Genomic DNA, 12,929 nt, shown 5'->3' with positions numbered 1-12,929 from the left:
TTGCCTGCCGCCCACCGGTTTACACTGGTTTCATATCTTGCGCCCGCGCTTTGCCCGCGACGATCCCCTGGTGCAGCGCGGTGGAATTGCCCGCTCCGGCATAAAACAGCATGAGCAAAGGAATTTCCGCAAGCTGCTCATCGGTCAACTCGCCATTTACAATGGCACCCGCAACCTGGATGGCCACGAGGTCGGAACGGCCCAGCATCGCCGTCGCGCCGATCACCAGCAGGCGCTTGTCGCGCATTGACAAGCCTGGCCGCGACCAGATTTCGCCAAACAGGTGGCTGACCGTCTCGTTGACAAAAGGATTGCCGTCCTGCCCCTGCATGAGGGCGGACGAGCCCGCGCCATAAACCTGCTCAACCACCGCAAGGCCATTTTTCCAACGTGCATCTTCACTCATTTGCCGGCGCTCCCTTTATAATTATTTCAGCCCAGTGGTTTCCCGTCCGGTCGCCTGAGTCAATTCAACCAGAGGCAATGGTATATGGAGCGCTTTGCCCAGATCCAATGCGGCATCAAGGTCCTTATGCATAAGGCCCAGCACATACTCACGCACCTTCGCCTCGTCGGGATTGGTGAGCGGGTCGCCCGGGCGGCCCATCAGCATCATCGGACCACCCACGCCGCCGGAACTATCCTCAATGACCTGCGCCAGCTGTCGCACATCCACACCCGCCGCGCGGGCAAGGGACGCACCTTCATAACCGGCACGCAAGCAACCGTACACCACGACATTGCGCGCAATTTTCGCAGCCATGCCGGCATTGGGCCCGCCCATATGCGCGACGGATTTGGCAAACCCATCGAGTACAGGCTTCACCGCCGCCAGACGCTCCGGCGTGGCGCCGACCAGACAGACCAAACCGTTGGTGCGGGCGGCCTGCCCACCGGTGACGCCGCAGTCGACCAGGCCAACACCCGCAGCATCCGTCAGCGCGCGGATTTTCTGCAACGCTTCAAGCGAAACCGTTGCCACCAGAACGATGTTCAAATCCGGCCGCGCGGCGGCGAGAACGCCGTCAGGCCCGTTCAGCACGTCGATGGTCTGTTCGGCGCTGACCACGGCTATGATGACAACATCGGATTTTTCAGCGAGTTCGCGCGGCGAGGATATCACCGGCGGGACACCTTCCAGTTCATCAGCGGCATTTTTGCGTACATCGTAAACCGCAGCGAGCATCCCTGCGCGCGCCAGGCACAAGGCTACGCCGCTCCCGATCACACCAAGCCCAATTACCCCTGCTTTTATCATCTTTTCGTCCTTCATTCAGATACCACGAAATTCATTTGAGTTTATCTGTGAGCAAACAATCCCGGAAGCGCTGCCGCTGCGCTGCGTTCACCCCGGCATCGGTAAAGTAGTTTTCAACATTTCCCCAGCCCTGCCGCACGGAAGCAAAAGCCGCCGCCAGATAGGCCGGATAAACACCAATCATGGCATCGATGGTTGCTTCGCTTGGTGTAAAGCCAAACGTCTCCTCGAACGCATGCGAGATCGAGCCGCCCAGCCGCAGGTTTTTCGCGAAGATGTCCGAGCGCAGGTAGTCTCCAACAATATCCTGCTGTGCCACTCCGAGCAGCGCCAAAAGCAGCCCGATAAGCACGCCGGTTCTATCCTTGCCGGCAGTACAATGGATCAGCGCAGGAATTTCACCATCCACGATCGCCTGTATCAGTGCGCCCACATGCGGCTGCAACGCCCCCGGCATTGCCCCGTAATTGGTCGTCATCGCCCCGATCGCCCCCGCCTCGGAGGGATCATGGCGCAAGGCGGCCCAGCCCTCATTGGCCGCGACGCGCAGGTCGTTCGATATTTCCATATTCAGCACGCGGCCGGACGGACTCCAATCGTTGGGGGCCGCCGCCCGTTCAACCTCCGCCCGCAGATCGCAGATCAGCCTGATATCAAGTTCGGCCAGCTCCGCACGGTGCTCTTCGAAAAAGCTCGCCGGTCCCTCGGAACGGTAAATTGCGCCATGCCGCACAAAGCGCCCGTCAGCCGCAGGCAAGCCGCCAAGGTCACGAAAATTCAGCCGGGAGAGGGCGGCTGTCATGCAGATTTCAGGGCATTATTTGGATATGAATGCCCCAGCATTTGAGATGAACGTAATCTTCCGCGGATCGCCATGGCAACTGCTTCCCCCTCCATATGACAATAATTCGTCAGCCGCGGGTGCAACCCTACCAGAGGACGGGCCATGCCAAGGAGAGCGTGCTCTCAGTCCAGCGCGCCATAGGCTTGCAGGCGAAACGGCTGGAACGATTCGCTGCGGCGAGCTTTTAAGACCCACTCTGGGTCCATGATCAGCGCCCGGCCCATCCCGGCAAGATCAAACTCGCCACGCGCCATCCGCGCCGCGACCACATCGAGATTATTCACCATGCGGGTTTCCTCTACGAATGAGGTTTGCAAGTCTTTGTCCAGGCCAATGCCTCCAACCGCCATGCTTGGCTTGCCCGTGAGTTTTTTTGCCCAACCGGCCAGTCCCATGTCCGAACCCGCAAAGGCTGGGGTAGTGAACTTGCGCGTGCTGGCGTCGAACAGGTCGACTCCCCCCTCGGAAAGCGGTCCCAGCAGCGAGGCAAGTTCATCTGGCGTCTGTGCATTACGGGCGTCATAATCCTGTATTTTCCATTGCGAGAAACGCAAAATGACCGGGAAATTTGGTCCGACTGCGGCGCGAACGGCTTTCACCACCTCCACGCCAAAGCGAACACGCCGGGTGATATCGCCGCCCCAGGCGTCATCGCGCAGATTGGTGCCGGGCCAGAAGAAACTGTCGATAAGGTAGCCATGCGCCGCATGGATCGCCACGCCGTCGAAATCCGCCGCCTGGGCATTGGCGGCGCTGCGCGCATAGGCAGCGATGATATCGGCAATGTCGTTTTCGCTCATTGGTGTGGTCGGGGGTGAAACCTCGTGCAGATAGTCTGGCGGCAATATGGCTTTTTCCGTGGGGCCCCATATCCCTGAGGGCCGCATCGAGGGGTATTGCGGGAATGGTCCCGTACCGGAGCGGCGGATGCCGCCCATGTGCCAGAGCTGCGGGATAATAGCGCCGCCTTGCGCATGCACGCCGGCCGTCACCTTGGCCCAGGCGGCCACTGCATCGCCGTGCAGCACCGGTACGTCGCGCTCACCCATGCTCCCCGCCCCCAGGGCGGAGGGATGATCGACGCCGATTCCCTCGGTGATAATCAGCCCCACATCGGCGGCGGCCCGGCGGCGGTAATAGGCGGCGACGTTCTCTCCTGGTATGCCACCCGGCGAAAAATTCCGTGTCATCGGCGACATCACGAAGCGATTGCGCAGCTTCAGGTTTTTCAATCCGAACGGCTGAAATAGGATATCGATTGGCGACGCCATGCGGCCTCCTTATGCGTTTATTTTTTTTCGATGCTCAATGGCCCGCCGGCACCTATCGTCGTGGAGGTTGCCCGCGGCAAAATTGCTGCGCAGTTTCGCAAAAAGCATGAAGGAGGAGACAAACATGGAGCCGCTCGAAGAATTGGCTGCATGCCAAAGAATCAAGGACGTCAAGGCACGTTATTGCCGGTATCTTGATACAAAGAATTGGGAAAGTTTTGCCGCATTGTTCACGCCAGATGCCATTCTTGACGTAAGTGAGGATACCGGCACCGCGCCTTACCAAGGACGGGGCGCGATTGTACGTGCGGTGCTGCATGCCGTGCAGCACGCCAAAACCGCGCACCATGTGCATAGCCCTGAGATCATTTTTGACGGCCCGGATGGCGCTGACGTTGTATGGGCGATGCAGGACCGGGTGATCTGGGAGACAGGTAAATCACCAGTGCCAGGGGCCAGCGCGCTTACGGGCTACGGGCATTACCACGAACATTATGTGCGTGAGGGCGAGGTATGGTTTATTGCAAGCCTGAAGCTCACACGTTTGATGAGTGAATTTCAGCCATGACGCGCTCCCGCCATCGGGCAGGTATCGTTGCGCGCGCGCTCATGGCAGTAGCATGAGGCATGTGCGTTTAAGGTAAGCGGGAGATACGTGGCAATGACAATGAAAAACCTGTTTTCAGTTAGTGGCAAAGTGGCGCTCGTGACCGGTGGCACCAGCGGGATCGGCCTGATGATTGCCCAGGGCCTGGTTGAAAACGGTGCCATTACCTACATCGCCGGGCGGAATGGATCGGCCTGCCAGGAGGTTGCGGCTTCGCTCTCGGCCAACGGCACCTGCCACGGTTTGCAGGGCGATATTTCCACGAATGAAGGAATTCAGGCGCTGCTGCATACGCTCGGTGAACGTGAGACGCACCTCGATATTCTGGTGAATAACGCCGGTGCCATGAGCGAAGCGCCGATCGACAGCTTTTCGGAAACCGACTGGGACAGCGTGGTGGATCTCAACCTGAAATCAGCGTTCTTTATGGTGCAGGCGGCGCTACCGCTGCTGCGAAAAGCCGCGGCCAAAGGCCCGCATGCCAGCGTCATCAACACTGGTTCGATCGGCGGACGCCGGGTTGGGCCAAAGGAAAATTACGCCTACGCCGCTGCCAAGGCCGGCCTGCACCACATGACCGGATCGCTCGCCAAGCGTCTCGGGCCGGAGAACATTACGGTAAACGCGATTGCACCGGGGATTTTCCCCTCGCGGATGACCGTGCTGTCAGAGGAGATGCTTAAAATGGTCATCGGCATGATCCCGGTGCGGCGCGTGGGTGAGCCCGAGGATGTGGCCGGGTCGGTGATCTACCTGGCGAGCCGCGCGGGCGGCTTCACCAATGGGGCCGTGTTGCCGATGGATGGCGGTTCGTCGCTGTAGTTTCAGCGGTTGTCCATGTTGGTGGCGGCGCTGGCGCTGGAGACCATGGTGGTCAGGCTGAGCCCGCCGTCCACCACAAGATTGACGCCGGTGATGAACCCCGCCGCCGGGCTGGCCAGAAACAGCGCGGCGTTGGCGAGGTCTTCCGGGAGGCCGATGCGGCGCAACGGAATGTCGCCGGCGCGGGCGTCTCGCTTTGCGGGATCTGAGTAGGATTTCGCCGTCATCGCCGTCATGGTCGGGCCGGGAGAGATGCAGTTAGCGCGGATGCCGTCGGGCCCCCATTCCAGCGCCATTTGCTGCACAAGCATGGCCGCCGCCGCTTTGCTCGCGCTGTAGGCACCCAGGGCAGGGGCTGGGTGCTGGGAAGCCATGGAGGCGGTCACCACAATCGCGCCACGTGATTGCTTCAGCAGCGGATAGGCGGCTTTTGCCAGCATAAAGGTGGCGCGGGAGTTGATCGCGAAGATGCGGTCGTATTCCTCCAGCGAGATATCCTGTAATTTGAAACTATGGATGGCGCCAGCGTTGCTGATGAGCGCGTCGATGCCGCCGAAGTTTTGCCGCGCGGCCTCGACGATCTGATCGGCAGCATCCGGGCTGGAGAGATCCGCCATGTATGCAACGGCATGCGTGCCGCTGGCTTGCAGCGTTTCTACGATTGCCTTGAGACCCTCAGGGTCGCGGTCCACCAGCAGAAGTTGCGCGGTCGATTCGAAAAGCTTGAAGCGGGTTGCCAATATCGCGGTGGCGCGGCCGATTCCGCTCGCGGCGCCGGTGATAATGAGTCTCATCGCCGCCGTCTCAGGCCAGACCGAGGAGGAAGTTCGCGATGGGGCCGGGATTGCCGACGATGATCGCGTGATCGCCTTCGAACTCATGCACCCGCCAGCCCAGCGCGCGTGCGCGTTCGTGCATCGGTTTCATGATGGTGTGCCTCACGGCGAGGTAATCGACATTCGCGCCCAAAGTCTCAGCCCCGGCGGGAACCGGGTTGACCAGGCAGGCGAGGGGCATATCGCTCAAATGTGCCAGCAGCCACTCCTGGCGTTCGGGTGTCATGAGATGCGGTTCCGTTTTTGCCTGCTCGCGTTGCTGCTGGTCAACGCCAGAGCCGATAGGCCCTTCGCCTTTCGCCAGCATCGCGGCGATGCCTGCCGCTTGTTCGGGCGGCATGAAACCGATGGCAACCCCAGGAGCCTGACCGGCGTGGGCAACGATGGCGTCGATGTAGACAATACGCTTGATCCGGTCCGGCTCGGCCTGCTTCACCGCGGGGAGCACTACGCCGGAATAGCTGTGGCCGACCAGGATGCAATCCGTGATGTCCTCGTATTTGAGGACATTGGCGATGTCCTTCGCATGTGTCGCGGAGGTGATGTCGCGGCTGATGAGGTGGCTGCGTTCGCCAAAGCCGGTGTAGGTCGGGGTGTAGACGGTGTGGCCGGCCTGGGTGAGCAGGGGCTTGAGGAAGCGCCACACCCAGCCGCCCATGCCGCCGCCATGACAAAGCACATAAGTCGCCATCTCGGTGTCTCCCGCTGTTAGTTCAATATGTGATTAGATTGAACCAGATGGTTCGAGCTAACCGTATAAAATTGGTCAATAAAATATAAAGCCCTAGACTTCTTGTACGATCTTGTTGCGCAAAACTCCGATTCTCTCAATTTCGATTTCACACACATCGCCCGGCTTCATCCACAGCGGCGGCTTGCGCGCGGCACCGATGCCAGAAGGCGTGCCCATGACCAGAATATCGCCGGGCAGCAGGGCAAAGGCGGTGCTGAGCAGCGCGATCGTGGTTTCCACGTCGAACACCATGTCAGCCGTAGTGGCGTGCTGCACGACTTCGCCGTTCAGGCGGGTCTCGATCTTCAGGCCCGAGGCGCCGGGCGGCAGTTCGTCGGCGGTGACAAAATATGGGCCGAAGGCGCCGGTGTCGTCAAAGTTCTTGCCGACCGTCCATTGCGGGGTTTTCATCTGGTAGTCGCGCACCGAACCATCGTTGAAGATGGAGTAGCCGATGACGTGGCCGAGCGCGTCCGCTTTGGCGACATGGCGGGCCTTTTTGCCCATCACGGCGACCATTTCGCCTTCGAAATCCAGCGCGTCGGAAACCTTTGGCCGCAGAATCGGCGCTTCGTGGCCAATGAGGCCGGATGCGAAGCGGGCGAACACGGTGGGGAAGGCCGGCACCTCAAACCCGCCCTCGGCGGCGTGGTCCTTATAGTTGAGGCCGAGACAAATGATTTTGCCGGGGTTGGGCAACGGCGGCAGATAAGCGATGGTGGTTTCGTCAATTTCCGGGCCTTTCGCCAACGCGGCGCCGGCGGTCTTCAGGCCTTCCAGCCCGCCATTGAGCAGGTCCGGCAGGTCGCCCGGATAGCCGGCATCGCCCGCGAACAGGCCGTGGAACGCGCCGTTATGCGCAACCGCCAGACCAAGCCGCCCGTTTTGTGAAAATCGCAGGAACCGCATGTGTTTATCCTTCCCATCGCCACGGCTGTGGCAGACAATCGATGTTATTTGACCTTACGTTCGTCGAGGCCGAGGCCGCGGCCAATGATTTCTTTCATGATTTCAGAAGTGCCCGCGAAAATGCGCGAAACCCGCGCGTCGGTGTACATGCGCGAAATCCGGTATTCATCCATGTAGCCAGCACCACCGTGCAACTGCACGCAGGCGTCCATCACCTTGCCTTCAAGCTCAGTCGCCAGCAGCTTCACCGAGGCGGCGACCTCCGAGGGCAGGCGGCCGTCGTTATACAGAAGGGCGCATTGGTCGATGAACGTCTGCACGGCGTCAAGTTCCGAACGTAGCTGCGCCATCACGAAGCGGCTGTGCTGGAACGTGCCGATGGGCTTGCCGAAAGCCTTGCGCTGCATCACGTAGTCGAGCGTGATGTCGAACGCCTCCTGCGCCGCCGCGATGGCGCCTATGCCGGCGATCAGGCGCTCGCCCGCGAGGAACTGCGCCAGATTGCGAAAGCCTGAGGTGGGATCACCCAGCACGTTTTCCTTGGGGATGATAACATCCTCGAAGAATAACTCCGATGTGTCCTGCGCCGAGAGGCCCATTTTGGAGAGGCGGCGGCCGCGCTCAAAGCCCTTCATGCCGCGCTCGACCAGGAACAGGCCGATGCCATGCTTTTCCGCCGAAGTGCGGGCGGCGACGACGACGAGGTCAGCCAGAAATCCGTTTGAGATGTAGGTTTTGGAGCCGTTTAGGACCCAGTGGCCGCCTTTATCCTCTGCGCGGGTTTTCATGCCCGCGAGATCGCTGCCGGCGCCGGGTTCGGTCATGGCGACAGCCAGGATGGTCTCGCCGGAGATGCAGCCGGGGAGGAAGCGCGCCTTTTGCTCGGGTGTGCCGAGCTTGTTGAGATAAGGCCCGACCAGACCGGAGTGCAAGTTGATATAGAATCCGATTTCGCCGTGGCGGATGTTTTCCTCGTAGACAATCTGCTCGTAACGGAAATCGGCAACACCTGCCCCGCCGTATTCGGGGTCGGCGTACATCAACAGATAGCCTTGCTCACCGGCTTTGAGGAACGCCTCGCGGTCAACGTAGCCGCGTTCGCGCCATTTCTCTGCGTGCGGGGCAATTTCCCTCTGGAAGAAACGCCGGACCTGATCGCGGAACATGTCATGATCCGCGTCAAAAATGAGCCGTTGCATGGCCATTATTATGCCGCCGCTGATTTTTTGGTTTTGCTGAGGAATTGCTGACCCGCCGCCGCGCGCTGGCGCAACCAAGCGGAGGGGCGGAAGCGCTTGCCGTGCTTGTCCGCCAGATTGTCGCACGTCTTCACAAAACTCTCCAGGCCGACGGTGTCGATGTATGACAGTGTGCCACCGGTCCAGATCGGGAAATTCCAGCCAAGGACCGACCCGATGTCACCATCTTCAGCGTGCATCAGCACATTTTCTTCCAGGCAGCGGGCCGTCTCGATCGCCTGCACGCAGAGGAAGCGGTTCTTGATCTCATCGATCGGGGGTTGCTCGGCGGCAAGCGGGAAAACAGACGCCAGACCGGGCCAGAGATGCTTTTTGCCGCCGGCAGGATATTCGTAGAAGCCGCCACCAGCCTTGCGGCTGGAGCGTTTTGCCTCAAGGATCATCCGGCGCAGGACGTTGGTGCCGACAGGTGGCTCGTAGCTGCTACCCAGATCGGCAATGGCTTGGTCGACAATTTTCAAGGGCAGATCCAGAGTCACTTCGTCGAGCAACGCCAGCGGGCCGATGGCCATGCCGGCCTGACGGGCGCCATTTTCAATGCGTGCCGGGCTGATGCCTTCCTCCAGCATTGCCATGCCCTCATGCGTGAAGGTGGCGAACACGCGGGAGGTGTAGAAGCCGCGATTGTCGTTCACCACGATCGGCGTCTTGCGCAATTGGGCTACGAAATCCAGCCCATGGGCCAGGGTTTCCGGGCTGGTGGATTTGCCCATGATGACCTCGACCAGCGCCATGCGCTCAACCGGCGAAAAGAAGTGCAGGCCGATGAAACGGTCCGGCCGGATTGAGGCTTTGGAGAGGATTGTGATCGGCAATGTAGAGGTGTTGGTGGCGAATACAGCGGTGGCGGGAAGCACGGCCTCGGCCTTGGCCGTTACATCCGCTTTAACTTTCACGTCCTCGAACACGGCCTCCACCACCAGATCGGCACCCGCCAGCAGGGCGTAATCATCCGTGGGGGTTATACGCGCGAGCAGGGCATCCACCGATGCCTGGGTGCGGCGCTTGCGCTCGACATCCTTGGCAAGGTTGGCCGCGATGGCGGCCTTACCGGCCGCCGCGCGCTCGGCCGTGCCATCGAGCAGCACAACCTCAATGCCAACTCCCGCCGCCACGTTGGCAATGCCGGCGCCCATAAGGCCGGCGCCGAGAATTCCAAGCTTCTTCACGGTAGATTTGGGTACGTTGGCCGGACGGTAGGCCAGATGTTCAGCCGCGCCCTTGTTGATGAAATTGGTGCGGATGATGTTACGGGCCACTGGGCTGGTTAGCAGCTTCGCGAAATATTTGGACTCAATTTTCAGTGCGCGGTCGAACGGCAGTTGGACGCCTTCGAACACCGCGGAGGTGATGGCAATGGGTGCCGGGTAGTTGCGGCCCATGGTGGTCGCCTTTGCCGCCTTGAAGGAGAAGAACCCCGCAGCTGACGGGTTGAGCAGTCCGGCAGTTTCAGGCAGCGAAAAGCCCTTTTTGTCCCAGGCCCGGACCGGGTCGGGATGTTCCGCCAGCCATTGCTTTGCCGCACTCAGCAACTCGGCAGCAGGTACGATTTTATCAACCAGACCAGCCGCGAGCGCCTGTGCCGGAGCCAGGTTGGTGCCTTCGAGAAGCAGGTCCAGCCCGCGTTCTACGCCAACCAGCCGCACCAGACGCTGTGTGCCGCCGGAACCGGGCAATAGGCCGACCTTCACTTCTGGCAGACCGACGACGGCCTTGGGATCATCGACGATCACGCGGCCATGGCAGGCGAGACATAGCTCATACCCTCCACCGAGCGCCGCGCCGTTGATTGCCGCCACCCAGGGTTTGCCGCTGGTTTCCATGCGGCGATGCATCGCGGTGGCCTTCTGGCTGAACGCATACGCCTCGGCCTTGGTCATGCCATTGTCGTAGCAACCGACCAGGAATTTGAGGTCGGCACCGGCCATGAACAGTTTTTTTGCCGAGGTGACGACAACACCGGTTACGCTGGCATCCTGAGCCAGCTGTTCCACCGCTTCGGTTAATTCCTCGACGAAAACCGGGGAGACCAAATTTACCGATTCATCGGCATTGTCGAGCGTGAGGATGGCAACGCCATCAGCGTCGGTATCAATCCGGATATGCTTCATAACTGCTTCGTCCCAGTCTGGTAGCGCTTGCTTAGATGCGCTCGATGATTGTTGCCGTCCCCATGCCATTGCCCACGCAAAGCGTGATCAGGCCGGTTTCGAGATCGCGGCGCTCCAGCTCGTCGAGCAGGGTTCCCAGGATCATAGCGCCCGTGGCACCCAGCGGGTGGCCCATGGCGATCGCTCCGCCGTTCACGTTCACGATCGCGGGGTCAAGGCCGATGGCGCGCATGAAGCGCATGACCACCGCCGCGAAGGCTTCGTTAATTTCGAACAGGTCGATGTCCTTTTTGGTCATGCCCATGCGTTTGAACAATTTATTGGTAACGTCAGCGGGCGCAGTGAGCATGATGGTCGGCTCACTGCCGATAGAGGCAAAGCCCTTGATGCGCCCACGCGGTCTGAGGCCCGCAGCCTTGCCGAATTCAGCGCTGCCAACCAGCACGCCGGCTGAACCATCAACAATGCCGCTGGAATTGCCGCCGTGGTGGACATGGCTGACGGCTTCCATTTCCGGGTAACGCTCCAGCGCGACGGCATCAAAGCCACCTTTCATGCCCATGCCCTCGAACGAGGCTTTCAGCGTACTCAGGGTCTCCAGTGTAGTGCCGGGGCGCATGTGTTCGTCATGGTCCAGCAGAATTTCACCCAGCACGTCATGGATAGGAAGGATCGACTTCTTGAACCGCCCGGCTTTCCAGGCCTCCGCGGCGCGTTGCTGGCTCTGCACCGCATAAGCGTCGACATCGGTGCGGCTGAAGCCATCTAGCGTGGCGATCATATCCGCGCCGATACCCTGCGGCGCGTAGTAGTTGCGGTAGGCGACGCCGGGGTCGGCGCACCAGCCGCCGCTGTCCGCTCCCATGAAGGTGCGTGACATGCACTCGATACCGCCGCCGATGACGGCGTTTGCCTGGCCGGACATTACCAGTGCGGCCGCGGTGTTCACCGCCTCAAGCCCGGACGCGCAAAAGCGGTGGATTTGCTGACCGGGTACGACATGCGCATAGCCAGCGTTGACCACGGCGCCACGGGCGATATTGCCGCCCTGCTCACCCACGGGCTGCGCGCAGCCCAGTATCACGTCGTCGAGCAAGCTCGTGTCCAGCCCGTTGCGGTCGCGCAGGGCGGCGAGTACCTGCGTTGCCAGCTCAATTGCCGGAATCTCATGCAACGACCCGTCGGAGCGCCCTTTACCGCGCGGCGTGCGAACATGATCGTAAATAAAAGCTTCTGCCACATCGATCTCCAGATGAATGCGGGGACACTCATACCCCCCTGAATCGGGGTGCACGGTATCCCGCATGTATGCCAGGCAAACTATTCCGGCTCTTCAATCCTTAACCTATCGGGCGGCAGGACGTCCGCCAGCCACCCATGAGGATTGGCATTGTTCATTTTGGCCATTTAGCCGCCCACCGAACTATGCCAAACAGGCTCGCTTTCCTTAATTATGGCCGTGACCTGGACATTTTTTGCCAAATCGATACCCAGGACATCAATGCTCATAATTGCTCTCCTTGTTCCCGTGTTGGATTTTATCATCCGATAAGCCGGCATATCCTGCCGAGGGGCGAGAGAGCCGTCCATCCCATTAAATGGCGCGTCAAATATGGTGGCATGTATGCCTCGATGGTGTCGCAGATGAAGGCGATTGAGGACGAGAACCGGCGTCTGAAGAAGATGTTTGCGGAATTGAGCATGCAGAACGATCTGCTCAAGGAGGCATTAGGAAAAAAATAGCCCGGCCATCTCAACGCCGCGAGATGGCCGAGACGGCGGTGGCGAGGCGCGGGGTCAGCATTGCGCTGGCCTGCCGGACAGCCAGAACTTCACCACACGCTTAATTTGCCTGAGCATTGCAGGCGAGGTGTAATTTTGGTCCTTCTGTTTTTGTGTTGCCCTGTCGTGTTGTTTTTGACACAAAGCCACATATTCGTCGATAACTGCACTGAAACCGTGATTAAATATTGACAAACCGTTACGTTGTTTGAACTCAACTTCATACAATAGCTTGAGGGCTGAGCGTTTAGCGACTTCAAGCTGATCCGTCTTCAACCCACGCCATATGTACTGACGTGGCGCGACATGAACGCGCGCCTCATATGAGCTGCCGCGCAGTGACAGCACCACCTTGCCACCCTCAAGCCGTATCTTGCCGTCCATTTTTGCCTATACCCCACCTCAGAACCAGCCTGAAAGGCCAAAAGTGTCTATGGAGTGTATAGGCAAAAGCAAGCGCTTCCTACGGCGTAACCTTTTGAAATATCCCGCTAAAA

Annotated in this window: 13 protein-coding genes and 1 pseudogene; 3 read left to right on the top strand and 11 right to left on the bottom strand. The window is 60.0% G+C overall.

Going from position 1 to position 12,929, the window contains the following annotated elements:
• Positions 1–19: 19 nt before the first annotated feature.
• From QQJ84_RS15540 to QQJ84_RS15525, 4 genes are all read right to left on the bottom strand, one after another.
• Entirely contained in the window at positions 20–406 is a 387-nt protein-coding gene (locus QQJ84_RS15540; protein WP_284259223.1) for a carboxymuconolactone decarboxylase family protein, read from the bottom strand.
• Positions 407–427: 21 nt separating this feature from the next.
• Positions 428–1,258 (bottom strand): NAD(P)-dependent oxidoreductase, encoded by an 831-nt coding sequence (locus tag QQJ84_RS15535; protein ID WP_284259248.1) that lies wholly within the window; start codon positions 1,256–1,258, stop codon positions 428–430.
• A 31-nt stretch (positions 1,259–1,289) separates the two neighbouring features.
• Positions 1,290–2,060, bottom strand: coding sequence for a tyrosine-protein phosphatase (locus QQJ84_RS15530; protein WP_284259222.1), 771 nt, complete (start codon positions 2,058–2,060; stop codon positions 1,290–1,292).
• A gap of 164 nt (positions 2,061–2,224) precedes the next feature.
• Positions 2,225–3,373, bottom strand: a complete 1,149-nt coding sequence (locus QQJ84_RS15525; protein WP_284259221.1) for an oxidoreductase — start codon at positions 3,371–3,373, stop codon at positions 2,225–2,227.
• A gap of 124 nt (positions 3,374–3,497) precedes the next feature.
• Here QQJ84_RS15525 and QQJ84_RS15520 point away from each other — a divergent pair, with 124 nt between their 5' ends.
• Positions 3,498–3,941: a nuclear transport factor 2 family protein gene (locus QQJ84_RS15520; RefSeq protein WP_284259220.1), complete on the top strand. Its 444-nt coding sequence runs from the start codon at positions 3,498–3,500 to the stop codon at positions 3,939–3,941.
• Positions 3,942–4,034: 93 nt separating this feature from the next.
• Positions 4,035–4,802, top strand: coding sequence for an SDR family oxidoreductase (locus QQJ84_RS15515; RefSeq protein WP_284259219.1), 768 nt, complete (start codon positions 4,035–4,037; stop codon positions 4,800–4,802).
• Positions 4,803–4,804: 2 nt separating this feature from the next.
• Here the strand turns inward: QQJ84_RS15515 and QQJ84_RS15510 are convergent, their stop codons facing one another.
• The 6 genes from QQJ84_RS15510 to QQJ84_RS15485 form a co-directional block, all read right to left on the bottom strand.
• The gene (locus QQJ84_RS15510; RefSeq protein WP_284259218.1) at positions 4,805–5,596 is read right to left on the bottom strand and encodes an SDR family NAD(P)-dependent oxidoreductase; all 792 of its coding nucleotides are present in this window, start codon (positions 5,594–5,596) and stop codon (positions 4,805–4,807) included.
• Between the two features lie 10 nt (positions 5,597–5,606).
• Positions 5,607–6,329 carry an alpha/beta fold hydrolase gene (locus QQJ84_RS15505; protein ID WP_284259217.1) on the bottom strand — a complete coding sequence of 241 codons (723 nt, stop codon included), beginning with the start codon at positions 6,327–6,329 and terminating at the stop codon, positions 5,607–5,609.
• A 93-nt stretch (positions 6,330–6,422) separates the two neighbouring features.
• Positions 6,423–7,280: a fumarylacetoacetate hydrolase family protein gene (locus tag QQJ84_RS15500; RefSeq protein WP_284259216.1), complete on the bottom strand. Its 858-nt coding sequence runs from the start codon at positions 7,278–7,280 to the stop codon at positions 6,423–6,425.
• Between the two features lie 44 nt (positions 7,281–7,324).
• On the bottom strand, positions 7,325–8,479 hold the full coding sequence (locus QQJ84_RS15495) for an acyl-CoA dehydrogenase family protein (protein ID WP_284259215.1): 1,155 nt from the start codon (positions 8,477–8,479) through the stop codon (positions 7,325–7,327).
• Between the two features lie 8 nt (positions 8,480–8,487).
• Positions 8,488–10,650 (bottom strand): 3-hydroxyacyl-CoA dehydrogenase NAD-binding domain-containing protein, encoded by a 2,163-nt coding sequence (locus tag QQJ84_RS15490; RefSeq protein WP_284259214.1) that lies wholly within the window; start codon positions 10,648–10,650, stop codon positions 8,488–8,490.
• Between the two features lie 31 nt (positions 10,651–10,681).
• The gene (locus tag QQJ84_RS15485; RefSeq protein ID WP_284259213.1) at positions 10,682–11,890 is read right to left on the bottom strand and encodes an acetyl-CoA C-acetyltransferase; all 1,209 of its coding nucleotides are present in this window, start codon (positions 11,888–11,890) and stop codon (positions 10,682–10,684) included.
• Between the two features lie 353 nt (positions 11,891–12,243).
• Here QQJ84_RS15485 and QQJ84_RS15480 point away from each other — a divergent pair.
• Positions 12,244–12,470 (top strand): annotated as a pseudogene (locus QQJ84_RS15480) (IS3 family transposase); the annotation flags it as partial.
• On the opposite strand, the gene QQJ84_RS15475 reads toward QQJ84_RS15480, so the two are convergent.
• On the bottom strand, positions 12,448–12,816 hold the full coding sequence (locus QQJ84_RS15475; RefSeq protein ID WP_284259212.1) for a hypothetical protein: 369 nt from the start codon (positions 12,814–12,816) through the stop codon (positions 12,448–12,450). The pseudogene QQJ84_RS15480 and the gene QQJ84_RS15475 sit on opposite strands and share 23 nt — an antisense overlap.
• Between the last annotated feature and the right edge of the window lie 113 nt (positions 12,817–12,929).

The organism is Acidocella aquatica, from assembly GCF_030160635.1.
GTDB lineage: Bacteria > Pseudomonadota > Alphaproteobacteria > Acetobacterales > Acetobacteraceae > Acidocella > Acidocella aquatica.
The sequence above is the reverse complement of the archived record's forward strand: the minus strand, read 5'-3'. Positions and strand labels throughout refer to the sequence as shown.

Bases quoted from the DNA above. Each gene is read 5' to 3' on its own strand.
- QQJ84_RS15510 (WP_284259218.1), bottom strand. From the start codon at position 5,596: ATGAGACTCATTATCACCGGCGCCGCGAGCGGAATCGGCCGCGCCACC.
- QQJ84_RS15505 (WP_284259217.1), bottom strand. From the start codon at position 6,329: ATGGCGACTTATGTGCTTTGTCATGGCGGCGGCATGGGCGGCTGGGTG.
- QQJ84_RS15490 (WP_284259214.1), bottom strand. From the start codon at position 10,650: ATGAAGCATATCCGGATTGATACCGACGCTGATGGCGTTGCCATCCTC.
- QQJ84_RS15540 (WP_284259223.1), bottom strand. From the start codon at position 406: ATGAGTGAAGATGCACGTTGGAAAAATGGCCTTGCGGTGGTTGAGCAG.
- QQJ84_RS15525 (WP_284259221.1), bottom strand. From the start codon at position 3,373: ATGGCGTCGCCAATCGATATCCTATTTCAGCCGTTCGGATTGAAAAAC.
- QQJ84_RS15515 (WP_284259219.1), top strand. From the start codon at position 4,035: ATGACAATGAAAAACCTGTTTTCAGTTAGTGGCAAAGTGGCGCTCGTG.
- QQJ84_RS15495 (WP_284259215.1), bottom strand. From the start codon at position 8,479: ATGCAACGGCTCATTTTTGACGCGGATCATGACATGTTCCGCGATCAG.
- QQJ84_RS15500 (WP_284259216.1), bottom strand. From the start codon at position 7,280: ATGCGGTTCCTGCGATTTTCACAAAACGGGCGGCTTGGTCTGGCGGTT.
- QQJ84_RS15520 (WP_284259220.1), top strand. From the start codon at position 3,498: ATGGAGCCGCTCGAAGAATTGGCTGCATGCCAAAGAATCAAGGACGTC.
- QQJ84_RS15535 (WP_284259248.1), bottom strand. From the start codon at position 1,258: ATGATAAAAGCAGGGGTAATTGGGCTTGGTGTGATCGGGAGCGGCGTA.
- QQJ84_RS15475 (WP_284259212.1), bottom strand. From the start codon at position 12,816: ATGGACGGCAAGATACGGCTTGAGGGTGGCAAGGTGGTGCTGTCACTG.
- QQJ84_RS15530 (WP_284259222.1), bottom strand. From the start codon at position 2,060: ATGACAGCCGCCCTCTCCCGGCTGAATTTTCGTGACCTTGGCGGCTTG.